Here is a 16,658-nt window from a genome sequence, read left to right on the forward strand (position 1 = left end):
ACAGTTATTCTACTGAAATAAGGATCCCATTTCATTCTCTCCTCCTTTTGTTCCCAACTGGACTCCGCTCCACTTCTCCTAAACCATCCACCTCTTGACCATTCGACCTATCCACCTAATAATCTCAAAAATTATAATAAATATTTCTCAGAGAAGTCCTGAATGCAACATAAAAATGCGTATCCGTTCTGTCAATTCGGTCATTCACCTCACTTCTGATGTTTAACCCCATGCTTAGGTTCATATTGTTTACAGGGTTAATTAAATATGAAATTGCTCCTCCGGCCTGCGTTATGGTTGTGCGCAATCCCTGACCAATCTCGTGTCCATAAGTGTATGGCCTCTCCAGATTTGGAGCAAATATATTGCCCCCATAACTGTATTGATCATCGTTGTCATTAAAATCTTTTCCGTGGATGGCATACATGGTATTCAGGTGCAAGTACCAACGATTCCACCTGTATGTTAAGAATGATACGCTTTCTCTAAAATTGGCACCCAACGGGTGCGCTAACTCCTGATTGAAATGACCGTAGTTGGTGATGGGGAAGTAATGTGAATAGGTATAGGGACGGACCTGACTGTATTCAGTTTGTACGTCAAGGTTTCTGATGTTTAGAAAATTATAGTCTTTATATCCAATCTGAAAACCCTGTTTATTTGCCCACCATTTATCACCGCTAAAAACTTCATCAAATTTAAATTCACCCATTACATACTGGGCATAAAATGCCGCATCATTCCAGGGGATGTAACGTAAGTTTAATCCCATTGTAACGTTATCGGGAGAGCCGAGTGAAAATTCAACTGGTCGGTATATAACTGTTGGTATCAGGTAATTCATGTCCATGCCCCGGTATCCAGTTTCATCTTCAGCTGCCCAAATTACGCTTTCAAAAAGCCCTAGAGAAAATCTTTCTCCAATATTCCACGAGAGATAATGAAATACGCCGTATTTATAATCGAATCTCTCGTCTCCACCAACCCGAATGGTGTTCTTGTGCTGAAGCTGACTCACCATCACCTTGTATTTAAGATTCCAGAAAGTGGCGGTCATCTTAAAATAGGGGTAGCTAAAAGTGTTATCTGATAATAAGAGACTGCGATGCCCATCTCCTATGAAGTTTTTACCATAGCCCAGTTGAAGATTTATCCAGTTTCCGGCGTTGTAAGATAAGTAACCTGTTGATTGAGAGTAGTCAAATCCATCATCCCCGTAGGGTTTTGTTCTTCCCTGACCCGGAATGACCCCACGCTCATCTACAAACTCTCTTATATACCGTGGATAAACAGCCTGGTTTTCATGAAAGTCGGCATAAAAAGCCAGATTCTCTCCTAACTGACCTTCCAGCATGACGGCACGGGTGTTTATCCAGGTGTTGATGTTTTCATCCAACTCTTTTCCCAATTCGAGGTTGAACATTGGGTTTGCTCTAATCACGATTGGGCCATCAACATCTTTTTCCCATCTAAAAAGGTCATCGTGAATAAACCTTTGCCAGATATTAAGATTTGCGTTTGGAGTATTTAAGCCTCTTCTAATAAGTGAGTCTGTGTTGAAATGTCTATCGATCTGGTCAAGCCGTAATGGCTTGATGGATGTATGAATATTCAAGCCCGGTTTATATAGCTCCCTCGTTATTGGATCATAAAAATGGTGATTATAGATACTATATCGTTGTCCATAAATTGCATGTGATATAATCCAAAAGAGTATTATTACAACAAAATATTTTAAAACTCCAGATACCTTAGAGAATCTTTCCATCATCTAAAAATTTAAAAGAAACCATATACCATTCTCGTCTTATGGAGAATCACTAAACCTTTCACGAAACGTGGGACTCCACTTCAACTCTCAACTCTCAACCCTCAACTCCCAACTCTATACTCTAAACTCTAAACTCTAAACTCTAAACCCTAAACCCTCAACTCTCAACTCTCAACTATAAAACTCTATGTCCTTCCTCACTCCTCATAATACCCATACCCATTACCATAACCGTATGCATACCCGTATCCGTACCCATATCCATATCCGTAATTGTAACCCAATATGCCTTTTTTTATGTTGATGTCGTTTACTAAAATACCTACATTCTTTATTCCTTCTTCATTCATTTGTCTGATGGTGTGGGCAAAAACCTCTCTTATGGTGATGTTCTGGCGAGTGAGGAAAACAACAGTATCGGCGTATCTTGCGAGCATGTAACCATCGGCAACAACACCCATTGGTGGTGTGTCGACAAGGATTATATCAAATTCCTCTTTTAATTTTTTAAATAATTCTTCTGTTCTGGGGCTACCAATGAGTTCGGCAGGGTTGGGCGGAATAATGCCGGAAGGCAATACATATAAGTTTTCCGGTTTGCTCGGTTGTATGATTTCTTTTAGTTTCGCTTTTCCGATAAGATAGTTTGATAGTCCTTTGTTGTTATCATCGAAGGACAAAACGCGGTTCAGTCCGGGTTTTCTCATATCGAAACCAACCAGCAGGGTTTTCTTACCACTGATTGCAAAGACGGAAGCCAGATTGAGGGCGCAAAATGTTTTACCTTCACCCGGCATAGATGAGGACACTGCGATTATGGGGGATTCCTTATCTCCTGTTAAATACTCCAAACGGGATCGTACCCTTCGGAAGGTTTCGGTAATTATCGATTTGGGATAATTATAAACCACATTATCAAGCTCTTTTGGGTTATGGATGATATGGCCAATGATTGGCAAATTGGTAATTCTTTCAACATCATCGGGTGTTTGTATCCTGTTGTTAAGAAGCTGCCTGATCACAATAAAAATCAATGGCAAGATTAAACCAATAAGAATGGCACGCTGTCTGTCGCTGCTGATTGTAGGGGATACCATACCTATGGCACGAGCTGACTCCAATACACTGTGGTCGGGAGTGTTTGAGGCTTTCTGAATTTGTGCCTCACTGCGTTTGCGTAAAAGGAAGGTGTAAACTTCATTGTTGAGGTCAAATTGGCGTTCAATTCCAAATAGCTGACGTTCTTTTTCAGGTAATTGGTAAAGCTCGTTGGTGGTTAATTCCCTCTTTTCGTCAATGCGATGGAGTTCTTCATTAATCAATGTAACTTGATTCTCAATACCTCTCAGTAAAGTTTGTCTGGCAACTTCCATTCTGTGTTCTAATTCCACAAAATAAGGGTTGTGTGTATCGCGATTCAGGGTATATTTTAAAGCCTGTCGCTCCATGTTTAACTCTGTGAGTTTGCTTATTTGTGTAGAAATGGTAACGTTATCCACCGGGTAACTGGCAGGAGCCAGTGTTTGATTAAAAATAGTGTCTGAGCTGAAATAGCCCTTGAGATATTCATAATACTGCCTTGTGAGCATGATTTGCGTTGATTGATTCGCCAGATTCTCAAGCCTCGAAAACAGAAGGTTGGCTTGTGCCGATACACTCTGAATCTGATGAGTTGTTCTGAACTGACTTAATTCAGTTCCTTTTTCAGCCAAGGAATCTGAGATGATGACCAATTGCTGTTCAATAAACTGGATGGTGTTTGTGGCTATTTGGTTTTTCCGCTCAAGGTTTGTTCTGATGAACACTTCTGCCAGTTTGTTGAGGAATGTTACATTTTTTGTGTTGTTATGTCCTGTAAAAAATAGTCTTACAATTGAAGTGTTTTCACTGGGACGGGGAGCGCTGAATCTGGATTGGTATGAAGATGCCAGTGAATTTGGGTTATTGAATTGGAAGTAATAGCCTCTCTCTTCCGGTCTGTTAAGGTTGTGGTTTTCAACAATAATGGATAAGAAAGGTGTCATGATGGGTTCATTGAAACGAAATGTTTCCGAGAAATTAAGGGCTCCTGTATTGCTCAGAACCTGGTTTCGTCCGTAGTGAAAAGTGGTAGCCTGTTCTGTGTCTATATTGAGTCTAAAGGTGTGCTCATCTATAACCGATAAATAAATCGGTGTGTTAAGTATCTGCGGAGAAATTGAATCGAAATGTACCGTAAAGGGCAAGCTCCCATACAATTCGGTGCTTTTTACCCTCCCGCTTTTAAAATAAGAAACATGAAAATCTAATTCCTCAATGGCTTCACGTATGGTTTCATAAGATCTCAGTATAGCGATCTGGTTATCTGTACTGCGCATAGCACCACTTAACCCAAATCCTTCCATCATATTTCTTTGGGGAGTATCGGTGCCGCGCTCCTCCATCAACATTGTCATAGATGCCCGGTAAACCGGCTGTGCATAGCGATGCATCATAAACACCGTAAACAGTGATAAACCCAATGTGATGATAAACAACCACCAATAACGCAGTATATCAACCAGAATTTTTTTATAATCCAGGACAAATGGCGATGTCGAGTCACTTTTCAGTGGCTGCTTATTGTTATTATTAGGTTTTAGCTGATAGTTCATTTACACAAGATCATTAATCCCGATTGTTTGGGATATAAAATTAAATTCTGGTATTGATATTAAATACTAACACGTAGGTGTTAGTATTTTTGGTCGATCGATGTTTTTTTGTGGTTTGTATCATCCACAAAAAAGTTCACTGCTATTTTTTCAAACAAAACTTCTTTGACGTTCTGTTTTTTATTGAAGCAGGTTTCTTTTAGTTCAATATCGCGTTTAACGTAAAATAAAATGCAATAACTGATGTCAATATTCCAAACGAGAATGACTCTCCAATTCCCCACTGTCGGGCTCTCATTGGTCTGATATAAAGTATATCATTGGGGTAGATGTAAAAATGGTCAGAATCAATCAGGTTTCTGTCAGTTAAATCAAGAACAATTGTTTCCGAACCATCCATTGTTGGCCTGATGATGGTTAATTCACGCTTTTTCCCAAAAGGTCTGACATCGCCTGCCAGGGCAACGGCTTCAAAAATATTTACCTGATCGCGTCCCATAGCAATTCGGCCGCGACTTGCAAACTCTCCAAGGGCAACAAATGAGGGGTTTGCTATACGTACCGTCACTTGTGCATCACTTAGAAATGGAAGCAATGCTTCAATAATTTTATCTTTTGCTTCCTGTCTGGTGCAACCTTTCAAGTTTATTTTTCCAACAAAGGGAAAATCTATTTCGTAATTATCATCGATTGGATATGTCCATTGTGTGGCCTGAGCAACATTTTGAGAAGAGGTCATGTTAAAAAACTCATACAACTGGGGATTAGAGGTCCTGACTCTTATAATCAGAGCATCATTGGGCTGCAAAATGTATCTTTCTGTGACTGTTTCCAACTCACCAAAAGGATTTTCATACCCTTTTTTATCTTCATGATCCTGAAAATAGATGATTTCGCGATGCGGAATACAACTGTTAAAATATAGCGTAAACAGTATTAGAACAGGACTGAGGATCTTTATTTTGTTATTTTTAAACGAAGACATATGTTTTCGGTCTATTTATATGTTTAATATTTGAATAGATGCAACTTGTAAATAATTTTTATGTTTGTTCAAACATCAAAAATAGTAAATTATTCTAGGGTGTAACATCCTTTTTATCTGAATATCGTAACTTTTTGATAAATTAAAGTGTAAATATGATGGATAATGATGTTTTTTGTAAATTTGTGCGAAATTGACATTTAAAACCCAAAATACCCGTATATGATTACCAAAAGCCTAAGAAAAAGATGAATAATTATACCATCATTTTACAAATACTTTCTGCCGGACTTCTCTCCTTTATATTGGTGTTTATTTCCATTCCCACCATATTAAAAGTATCTTATTCCAAGAATTTGTTTGATGTTCCGAACAGACGACGTGTACATAAAGAGAATGTCCCCACACTTGGAGGATTAGCCATATTTTTTGGCATTATTTTTACCTATTTGTTCTATTTAGATTGGTTTGATCATAGAGCCATTCCGTTTTTGATTCCCGCGCTGCTTATTGTTTTTTCCATTGGAATTAAAGATGACATTATGGTGACAGCCCCAATTATGAAACTTTTGGGACAGCTTTTGGCCGCTTTTATTATAGTTGGGTTTGGTGATCTCAGGATTACCGATTTTCATGGCTTTTTTGGTTTGCAACCAGACTATTTTGTAAGCATGTCGTTTACCATAGTATTTGTGGTGTTTATTATCAATGGATTTAATCTGATTGACGGTGTTGACGGATTGGCAGCTGTAACAGGTATCATTTCCACTGCTGCTTTTTCTTTTTGGTTTTTTATTAATGGAGATCACGCCATGCCTGTTTTGGGAGCCATTTTAATTGGTTCGCTGCTTGCATTTTTATATTTTAATGTGTTTTCCAGAACTCAGAAAATTTTCATGGGTGATACAGGATCTTTATTGATTGGTTTTATAGTTTCTGTGTTCGCCATCAGGTTTATGGAGTATAATGCCGAGTCGGTGCGGTCCGCTCTCACTTATACTATGACTTCGGCTCCGGCTGTGGCTTTAGGTATTTTAATCGTTCCGATTATTGATACCATCCGGGTTTTCTTTTTTCGTATTTCAAAAGGTCAGTCGCCTTTTGTTGCCGATAAACGACATATTCACCACAGGATGCTTACCCTCGGATTTTCGCATATCCAAATTGCCATTTTGCTGGGGTCAGTAAATCTTATTTTTATATTCCTTTCCTATATTTTGCGCGACTTTGGAATGCTCAAGCTTTTAATTCTGAATATGGTGCTGGGATTTCTGATTTTTCAGGTACCATCTTTCGCTATTGGTCGTAGACGAAAGAAAATGTTGAGAAGCAAAAATCGTCATAAAATAGTTTAGTTAATCTCTCATTCCGTTTGAAATGCAGATTTCTTTGATTACAGTAACTTATAATTGTGCAGAAGATTTACGTATTACTTTTGATTCAATAAGAAATCAGAACTTTCCGGATGTAGAATACATTATTATTGATGGAGGAAGCAAGGACGGAACCATTGATGTTATTAAGGAGAATGAAGATTTAATTAGGAAATGGATCAGCGAGTCTGATCATGGCATCTATGATGCCATGAACAAAGGATTAAAAATTTCAACCGGTCAAGTAATTGGTTTTTTACATGCAGGGGATCGGTTTTCTGAAATAGATGTGTTATCATCTGTTGCTCAAAAATTTTCTTCCAACAATTGTGATCTCCTGTATGGAGATCTGCAGTATATCTCTTCTAAAAATTCGGCCAACGTTATTCGCCACTGGAAAAGCGGTTCATTTTCTCAATCCAAGCTTTCAAATGGTTGGATGCCACCACATCCAACCGTCTATTTCCGGCGAGAAGTTTTAAACAACATAGGATCTTTTGATACCACTTATCGCATTGCTGCTGATTATGATTGGATGGTTCGATGCCTGAAAACACCGGATATTAGAGTGTGTTATTTTGATAAAGTTATGATTCTGATGCCTACCGGAGGAGCCAGTAACAGAAGTTTGGGCAATATTTTTAGAAAATCTTCCGAAGATTTTCAAATCATTCGTCGTAATAAAATTGGAGGGGTGGGAACTTTACTGTTGAAAAATTTTTCAAAATTGGGGCAGTTTTTACGCAGGTAAACTTTTTGAAATGTCTCATTGAACAGTGCAATGCTTAAATGATGTTATAAAGCTTTTTGTATATTTGCCAATTATAATTAAAGCATTAGGCAAATTGTAATTTATGAACATGCATCCAAATGGTTGCTGTTAAATTTTTAAACTGATGGCTGTACCTACACATCACGGGGGAATTAAAACGACTCCAAACCATCGAACCGATGGTTTTTCCGATATACGAAAAATAGCTCGGCTTATTTTTGTGCACTGGTATCTGTTTGTCATTTTTATTCCAATGGGATTGAGCGCTGCCTGGCTTTACCATCGTTATACGGTTCCTGAATATCGTGCATCCATCACCATGTTGTTTCAGATAAATGCAGAACGATCCATTTCACGTTCGGTTCTGACCGAGGGTTTTGGTCTATCACCTGAGATGAGAAGCTTTGAAAATCAAAGTTTTATTATCCGGTCACAGTCTATGGTGCGACGTGCCATTGACCGGCTCGATTTTGGAGTGTCTTATTATGCACGCGGCAGATTTAAAGATACACAACTATACAATCCAACCCCTTTTGAAATCAGATTTGATTCACTTTATCCTCAACTTCTTAACACTCCTATAAACATTGATGTGTTGGGAAATGGACAAATTCAGGTTTCTGTTAAAAGCGAAGGAAACTGGCTACATAATTATAAAACCTCTGTAAATGAATCATTTTCGGGCCCTGTAAGTTTTGACAGAACAATATCACCTGGAGACACCATTCAGCATGATGCATTCCGGTTTTCTATTCATTCAACCTCAGCAAATGGAAGAATCGAACAGGGAAATTATTACATTGTTTTTAACTCGCATGCAGTACTTGCTTCCCGTTTCCGCTCTCGTTTATCGGTATCTCCATATCGGGAAGGATCTTCTATTATATTTATTTCTGTTACAGGTATACAGCCTCGACAGTTGATGCGTTTTTTAAATGTTTTTTCTGAGGAAATTATCATCAATAATCTGGAGAGGAAGAACGATATGGCCACCCGGTCTATTGACTTTATTCAACGTCAGTTGAATCAAGTTTCGGACACCCTTCAAGTGACCCAGCAGGAGTTGATGGATTTCAGACGTGAAAATCGATTTATGATGCCATCGGAGGTTTCACAACGGTTATCTTCAGAATTTTTTCAGAAGGAAAGGGAACGTCGGTTGTTGGATGTCAGTTATGAGTACTTCACCATTATAAAGCAACGCATTCAAACTAATGATTTGAATGAAGACGACTATCTTCTTCCAGTTTTTTCCAGCGAACCCGCAGGAATTGTTCAGCAGTTTGTGAGAGATCATCTGACATTACTAAACGAACAAACATTGATTGCAGGTCAGGCTGGCGAAGCCAATCCTTATCAGCAGCAATTAAGAAAGCAAATTGAGCTTTCGGAAAAAACCTTGCTGACTGCCATTCGAAAGCAGATGGAAACCATTGATATGCAGCGTGCAGAGATTGATAGGCACATTCGTTTACTTACCAGGGAAATAGGAGATTTGCCCGAATTAGAACGGGATTTTCTGGCTTTGGAGAGAACTCATAAACTTAACGATGCCATTTACACTTTTTTGTTGCAAAAAAGTTCTGAAATGCAAATCGCGAAGGCAAGTAATGTGCCGGATAACGAAGTTTTGGATCAGGCATCGGTAAGCGGTCCCATTACCCCAAGCGAGAGAAGTAATTACACTAAAGGTTTGATGGCAGGGCTTATAATCCCCGCTCTTATCATCGGGCTTAAGGAGTTGTTCAATACCAGAATCAGAAGTCGTGAAGATTTGCAGGGAGTTATAAACAATGTACCAATTGTAGGGGATATTTTGCGAAGCAGAGATGGCGGAGAGAACGTTGTTCTCGATCAATCAAACTCTGTAGTGGCAGAGTCATTTCGGTCTCTTCGTGCAAAACTTCGCTTTTTGTTATCACAAAATCCCGGTAAGGTGATTTCAGTTACCTCTACCAATACCGGCGAAGGAAAAACCTTTTGTTCCATAAATCTGGCTTCGGTATTTGCCATATCCGGCAAAAAGACAGCCGTAGTTGGATTTGATTTAAGGAAGCCAAGACTGTCAGCTATTTTTGATGTCGCCAATCATCCGGGAATTAGTAACTATTTAATTGGTCAGGTGGAGTTTGAAGATATTGTAAGACCAACAAACCACGAAAATTTATTTGTTGTTCCTGCCGGAGTCATACCGCCCAATCCTTCTGAACTTATTTCCGGTTCTAATACCGTCGTTTTTTTTGAAAAACTAAAAGAGAACTTTGACATCATTGTGGTGGATACACCGCCGGTTGGTCTGGTTTCTGACGCAAGAATATTAATGGATCTGGCTGAATGTCATCTTTATGTCGTTCGAGCTGGTGTGACCAATAAAGAGCATTTTGGTATTACTCTAAGTAATTTAGTTGCTGAAGATGTTAAATGCATTGGGGTGGTGATGAATGATGTTGCATCGGCACCACAGGGGTACGGTTATTATGCTTCAGGATATTTTCAGAGTAAAAGTTGATCAATCAGTTATCACTGCTTGAATTGGTCATTAATAAATTGTTAAAGAAAGAGTTTAGATAATTATAAGAATGAAGATACTCTCCAATTACTCATTAAAACACCTTAACACATTCGGGATTGATGCCAATGCAGATAAATATATTTTTTACACCTCAGAAGATGAGTTGAAAAGTATCATTGAATCAGATCAGGTTAGAGATATACCAGTATTAATTTTAGGTGGGGGAAGCAATTTATTGTTTGTTTCCGACTTTAACGGAGTTGTTTTGCATTCCGGGATTCATGGTGTTGAAAAGGTTCAGGATAATGACCAGGAGGTTACAATTAGAGTTGGATCAGGAGTTGTATGGGATGATCTTGTAAGATGGTCCGTGGATAATGGGTTTTATGGATTGGAAAATCTGTCAATTATCCCCGGGAATGTTGGAGCAGCACCTGTTCAGAATATTGGTGCCTATGGTGTTGAGGTTAAAGATGTAATTGATAAAGTTGAGGGTTTGTACCTAAAAGATGCCTCTCATTTTGTTATATCAAGAGATGAGTGCCAATTTGACTATCGTCAAAGTATCTTTAAAACCTCTTTAAAAGGAGAGGTGGTAATAACATACGTATATTTCCGATTGAAAAAGCAGCCAGGTTTTATTCTTGATTATGGATCGCTAATTGATGAGGTCAATAAACTTGGAGAAATAACTCTTGAAAATGTGCGTCAGGCTGTGATAAATATTCGGCAGTCGAAACTGCCGGATCCGGAAGAGTTTGGAAATGCCGGCAGTTTTTTTAAAAATCCGGTAATCTCATTCACTCAATTTCTGGACCTTCAGAATTCCTTTCCTGGAATTCCTTATTTCATAATGGAAGAGAACTCTCTGGTAAAAATCCCGGCCGGATGGCTTATTGAAAAGTGTGGCTGGAAAGGAAAATCGATTGGTAATGCCGGTGTTCATCATAAACAGGCTCTGGTTCTTGTGAATCTCGGGAATGCGTCAGGAAACGAAATTATTGAACTTGCCGAGCGCATTGAAACCGATGTTTTCAATGCCTTTTCCATAAAACTTGAAAGAGAGGTAAATGTGGTTGGATTTTAGAGTTTTTGTCATCACAACAAGAGTAAATAGTAAAGTGGTGTTAGGTTACCATAAGAAGTCGTTTATAGATCCGTGCGTTTAGCGGTTCCCCCTTGGAGATTAGGGGTGAGTGAGGAAGATACTTCATTTTTGACTTGACACTAGACCTGATATCTCAGAGAAATCAGTATCTAAAATTAAACAATTTCGATGTGTCGGCATACTCAAACCTCAAACTTAGAACCACAAACTTAAAACTTCAAACCACAAACTTAAAACTTCAAACCTCAAACTTAGAACTTCAAACCTTGAACCTTGAGTCAAAAACTTTGCATCAAAACCATCAACTATAAACCATAAAACTCCAATCTTCACCCCCTATTTAGCCATAAGAACCGAAACAGAAGTTGCATACTGACCATCATCAACCCCGACATGTAACCAAGCCATATCCCTTGCGGACCCAGTTTGAAAATAAAGGCAGCCACGTAACTTACAGGCAGTGCAATAATGAAGTAGGCGACAATTACCATTATGGTTGGTATTTTTACATCTTCAAGCCCACGTAAAGCACCAAGAGATACCACCTGAACTCCATCAAACAACTGGAACAAACCTCCAATTAACATCAGGCTTGCACCAATTGCAATGACTTCTGTTTCAATGGCAGGGACAAATAGAGCAGGTATTTTAAATCTGAAGGCTAAAAATATGATAAGGCTAAATGTCATAAATGCTATTACCATATGAAGAGAGGAAAAAACCGATTTTCTTACTTGTTTCAGATTTCCTTGCCCTCTGAAATGACTAACCTTTATAGTTGTTGCTGAAGCCAATCCTGCCGAAATCATATACGTAAAGCTCACCAAACTCATGACCACTTGATGAGCAGCCAACGCATTGGCGCTGATCCATCCCATCATAATACTTCCAAGGCTGAATGAAAGCATCTCAACAATGTATTGACCGCCAATCGGAATTCCGAGTTTTAATAATTTGATTGACTTTGAAAGATTAAAGCGGGTGTAGCGCCAGTATATTCTATCCTTTTTGAAAAAGCTAAATTTAAAAAAGAACCAGACAAAAATAACTATCATGAAAAATCTGGCGATGAAAGTTGCATAACCTGCTCCAATAAGGCCATAAGCAGGAAAACCCAATTTTCCGTATATTAATATGTAATTCAGGATAATATTCAGAATATTGGCAGAAATGGTTATCACCATGGCAATTCGTGTGTTGCCCAAACCTTCCGCATATTGCTTAAATATGAAGAAAAACTGAAATGGAATAAGGGTGAGCACAAGAACCAGATAATATGGAATGGCCAGTTCAACAACATCCTTCGGTTGTCCCATGTAGGGAATTATCAAGGCAATGGCGGCTAATATGATTGTTTGAATGATTGCCAATACAGGGAATGTGTAAATTCCCTGTTTAAACCACTCCGTTGCCTCTTTTCTGTTGCCTCCTCCAAATGCTTTTCCGCTTAAGGGAGTCAGGCCGGTTACCAGACCAATTCCGAACATCATTCCAACAATAAATATGCTGTTGGCTAAAGCTGCAGCTGCCAAATGTGTGGCTCCCAAACGACCAACCATTAAATTGTCGGCCAAAACAACGATGACTTGCCCAGCCTGTGATAATATTACAGGCAGAGCCAGACTGGAATTAGCCTTATAATTGGATTTAAATTCTCTGAAAAAGTTTCTACCTCTCACATCTCCATTATTAACATTCCTCAATGCAAAGATGGGTTAAATTTCTTTACCCGCCTATGATGTATATCAAAATGGCGATGTCTTTCAAACCGCTGTACTAATATTATTCTATCTGAAATAGAAATTGTTAATTCTAAAAATAATATTTATGGTCTATATAATAATTATTAACTCTAGAACTATTTTTTTATACCTATTTATAAAAAGTTCTATCTATAATAATCAAACATTTATCTATAATAATTAGTATCAAATCTAATTCTAGAATGTTATTGTAGAAATAAATATTAATAGTATGATAATAAATATATAAAGAATAATCGAATTAAATTTAACTTTTTTAAAAATTAGTAATATACTTCTAAAATTGTATGTATTATGAAAAAATAAGTATCAAGAATTAAATTAGAAATAAGATTAATATAAAAGTTTTAAATTTTGTATAGATAGATATAAAATAAATTAAAAAAAGAGCAAAATAGTTTTGTAGATATAGAATATTCTATATAGATTTGTAAAATGCTGTATAGACAAAATTTATTAACGATGCATTTTTCAAAACTGTCGTTTGATGATTTTATGGTCAAAGTGGCTGGTCTGATTGGTAATTCGCTGAATGAGACGCGTATTGTCGAAGCAACTGGTAGGTTTGGCTATGATGAAACCAGAATAAAAGAGGGGGAGATGTTTTACCGGAAAGTAAAGCAATTTAATGATGCTCAGGAAAAAGTCATACAAGACAAGATCAAAGCACATGAAGAGAGAAAGCAATTGCATAATCTGGTTCGAAAACAATACATGAAAATGTTGCAGATAGCTCGAATTGCCTTCGATAAAGATATCATCATCTCAAAAGCACTGCAGCTTGAAGGTCCTCGGGAAACAAAACTTGATGATTGGATGAATCAGGTTTCTGTTTTTGGTAATCGTTTATTAGGAGAGGAGAGATGGATCTCTGTTCTCAAGAAATATGGTATCAGTAAAAAAGATGTCGCAATAATTTTGTCCGATCTGGATAAATTGCGAGCGAAGGCTTTGGAATGTGAAAAACTTAAAAACGAATCCAAGAACCAGACTGCCGTTAAGCGTAAGAAAGTTAAAGAGCTGCAAGAGTGGGTAAGTGATTATTTGAAGATTGCAAAAATTGCATTAGATGAGCAACCAGAACTTTTTCGTCGTTTACGGGTGTAGATATTTATTTTTGAATTTACAAAAGTGCTTAGAATTAGAGCATTTTGTAACATATGATGAAGTTTGTCGTAAAAAATGTTTATAGATTTAAATAATTCTAAAGAGAGTTATTTGTGCGCATACAATTTATTGAAAGTTTGGAATTTGCAAGGATTAACTTGTTGTAATTGAGGTTGTATTGGTCTTATTTGTTTTTCTGTTTGTGAAAAATTAGTTTTCAATGTATCTCTTCTCTAACCACAAATCATTGCACCGGAGTGTTTTTTTGACGAAACACTGCACTTTATCCTTTATAATCTCGTTTCAATAGGCGAATTCCACTATTTTTGTGCAGATTTGCTGAATTGTATGGAATATAATGGTAACTGGTTAGTTGTTAATATATTCACTATATCTGTTTTTGGCATAACAAACAGTGCATTGTTTTTAATATTATTATTGAATGTCTTACCCTAATTTATGGGATATGAATTATAGATATTTATTACGATTGTTTATCATGTTGATTTTTTCTTTTGGCAGCTTCCTTATCGGAATTGCTCAAGAAAGAGAACCATCAGCTATTTCCGATTATGAGAGAATTAGAAATGAAGCCAGGGAGGCATTGGAAAAAGGTGATATTGGAGAATATATTATTTTAGCAGGAATTAATGATATTTTAGATTGTCTTGAGCCTGCATATTGTCAAAATTCCGGAGAAGTTCTTTTATACCCAAATGATGATTGGACAATATTAGGTTCTACTGTTGGTTTTGAGTGGGAGATAAGTGTTGGAGGTATGATTATCGATACTTCAGGTGGTTTAATTACCCAAATTGGAGAGGGTCTTGATGCTGAATTTTATTTCAATCCTGAATTGCTCTCAGAAGTTTATCTGAGTCGAACACTTAAATTTGAAATCTTTCAGGTGACAAGTTCCGGCTTCCGTTCTACATCAATGAGTGATGAAACAACTGTTTTACCCATACCTACAATATTTAATTTAATGGGGGATGAAGAAACCTGTTCCGGTTCTCCAATTACTCTTGATTTAAGTGGTAGTCAAACAGCTGTACGATATCGACTTTTTAGAGATGATGTATATACTTTTACTCTTATAGATGGAACAGGAAGTCCTATTTCATTTCCTAATATTAGCACATCAGGATTATACACTGTTCGTGCCGAGATTGTTGCCAGTGGATGTCAGGCAAGAATGAACGGAGAGGTTGATCTTGTCGTGCATCCCCTTCCTACTCCGATAGCCTCCTCTGATGAACCGGCATATTGTGAAGGAGATCCTATTCAACTGTTCGCAGAGCCTGATGGAATGGCATTCTATGAATGGACATTCCCCGATGGAACTACTACATCAACCGATCAAAATCCAATAATATCGAATGCAATCAGAGCTGACCATCATGGCCAGTTTTCATTGTTTGTACGCGATGCTAACGGTTGTGAAAACACCACAACAATAAATATTACCGTTAATGAAAACCCTGAAGTTTCCATCGTAGCTCCAGGTGAGGCTTGTGAGGATTCTGATTTCACAATTCAAGCAGTTGTAACAGGTGGAACTGGTCCTTTCTCTTATTATTGGGAGAAAGATGGAGATGACATGGGATTGCCATCTTCTACATCTACAATTTCTATTAATGGTGCAAATGTCATAAATGATTCCGGTATTTATACTGTGGTAGTTGCCGACAACAATGGCTGCGGTTCTGATGAAGCTTCAACAACCATTACAATCAATCCAAGACCGCAAATTAGCCCGATTGATTACACAGGTGATGTTTGTGAAGGCGAATCAATCACCCTTTCAATTGATGAACCAACCAGTGGGGACGGAAATTATACTTATTATTGGGAATTAGATGGTACGCCCATTCCTAATAACTCACGTACCTTAACGATCAACCCGATTTCATTAACCGATGCCGGAACTTACACTGTTATTGTGGAAGATGGTAACGGTTGTTTTAGTGATGTTGAAACACAAGTTGTCGTAGTCTTTACAAACCCTGATGCTGAGCTTTTGGGCCCAATTGAATTGTGTGTTGGTTCTACTGGCACTTATACTGCATCCGGTGGAGATGAATACGAGTTTTTCATTGATGGTGACTTGGTACAGGCTAAGTCAGCAATTGATTTTATAGAATATACTCCCACTGTTGGTGATATCGGGATTCGTGAGATTCAGGTTGTTGTCCATACCAATGATGGATGTACCGATACAACAGAAATCTCTGTTGAAGTTTATCCTCTTCCGGTTGTTGCAATTTCACTTGAAGATCCTGCTATCTGTGATGGTAGTAGCACCAATCTTATAATTGAGCTAACAACAGGGACAACCCCCTGGTCAGTTACTTTTAGTGATGGAACAGATTCTTTTACTGAGAATAATATTCCTGGAAATACTGTTTCCATTCCTGTATCACCGGTTTCGAATACAACATACAGTATTGTATCCGTGGAAGATGCCAATGGATGTGAATTGTTCCCTGTTGGTTTGGACGTAGAACTTATTGTAAATGAGAACCCAACTGTTTTAATTGATAGTGATAACAGTCCTTCACATCAGGTTTGTTTGGGAGAAGATCTTGAGTTAGAAGCTACGCCGTCAGGAGGAAGCGGTAATTATGTTTACCG

The 16,658-nt window shown here is 37.9% G+C and carries 10 protein-coding genes; 6 read left to right on the plus strand and 4 right to left on the minus strand.

Features of this window, described 5'->3' with window-relative positions; translation table 11 throughout:
* Positions 1-124 precede the first annotated feature (124 nt).
* The 3 genes from B5X70_RS04620 to B5X70_RS04630 form a co-directional block, all read right to left on the minus strand.
* On the minus strand, positions 125-1,771 hold the full coding sequence (locus B5X70_RS04620; protein WP_232468333.1) for a hypothetical protein: 1,647 nt from the start codon (positions 1,769-1,771) through the stop codon (positions 125-127).
* A 197-nt stretch (positions 1,772-1,968) separates the two neighbouring features.
* The gene (locus B5X70_RS04625; RefSeq protein ID WP_079556717.1) at positions 1,969-4,404 is read right to left on the minus strand and encodes an exopolysaccharide transport family protein; all 2,436 of its coding nucleotides are present in this window, start codon (positions 4,402-4,404) and stop codon (positions 1,969-1,971) included.
* Positions 4,405-4,603: 199 nt separating this feature from the next.
* Positions 4,604-5,389 (minus strand): polysaccharide biosynthesis/export family protein, encoded by a 786-nt coding sequence (locus B5X70_RS04630; RefSeq protein ID WP_079556718.1) that lies wholly within the window; start codon positions 5,387-5,389, stop codon positions 4,604-4,606.
* A gap of 248 nt (positions 5,390-5,637) precedes the next feature.
* Here B5X70_RS04630 and B5X70_RS04635 point away from each other — a divergent pair, with 248 nt between their 5' ends.
* The 4 genes from B5X70_RS04635 (at position 5,638) to murB (ending at position 11,133) form a co-directional block, all read left to right on the plus strand.
* On the plus strand, positions 5,638-6,744 hold the full coding sequence (locus tag B5X70_RS04635; RefSeq protein WP_079556719.1) for a glycosyltransferase family 4 protein: 1,107 nt from the start codon (positions 5,638-5,640) through the stop codon (positions 6,742-6,744).
* 22 nt (positions 6,745-6,766) lie between these two features.
* Positions 6,767-7,513 (plus strand): glycosyltransferase family 2 protein, encoded by a 747-nt coding sequence (locus B5X70_RS04640; protein WP_079556720.1) that lies wholly within the window; start codon positions 6,767-6,769, stop codon positions 7,511-7,513.
* 145 nt (positions 7,514-7,658) lie between these two features.
* Positions 7,659-10,043: a polysaccharide biosynthesis tyrosine autokinase gene (locus tag B5X70_RS04645; RefSeq protein WP_079556721.1), complete on the plus strand. Its 2,385-nt coding sequence runs from the start codon at positions 7,659-7,661 to the stop codon at positions 10,041-10,043.
* A gap of 70 nt (positions 10,044-10,113) precedes the next feature.
* Positions 10,114-11,133 (plus strand): UDP-N-acetylmuramate dehydrogenase, encoded by a 1,020-nt coding sequence (gene murB / locus B5X70_RS04650; protein WP_079556722.1) that lies wholly within the window; start codon positions 10,114-10,116, stop codon positions 11,131-11,133.
* A gap of 350 nt (positions 11,134-11,483) precedes the next feature.
* Here the strand turns inward: murB and B5X70_RS04655 are convergent, their stop codons facing one another.
* Positions 11,484-12,857: an MATE family efflux transporter gene (locus B5X70_RS04655; protein ID WP_232468334.1), complete on the minus strand. Its 1,374-nt coding sequence runs from the start codon at positions 12,855-12,857 to the stop codon at positions 11,484-11,486.
* Positions 12,858-13,379: 522 nt separating this feature from the next.
* On the opposite strand from B5X70_RS04655, the gene B5X70_RS04660 reads away from it, so the two are divergent.
* Both B5X70_RS04660 and B5X70_RS18025 read left to right on the plus strand, forming a co-directional pair.
* Positions 13,380-14,024, plus strand: a complete 645-nt coding sequence (locus B5X70_RS04660) for a PQLLE family protein (protein ID WP_079556723.1) — start codon at positions 13,380-13,382, stop codon at positions 14,022-14,024.
* 466 nt (positions 14,025-14,490) lie between these two features.
* Positions 14,491-16,658 (plus strand): immunoglobulin domain-containing protein (locus tag B5X70_RS18025; protein ID WP_159449983.1); only part of this gene is annotated, 2,168 nt, incomplete at its 3' end.

It is taken from the genome of Alkalitalea saponilacus, assembly GCF_900168165.1.
In the GTDB taxonomy this organism is placed as follows: Bacteria; Bacteroidota; Bacteroidia; order Bacteroidales; family Marinilabiliaceae; genus Natronoflexus; species Natronoflexus saponilacus.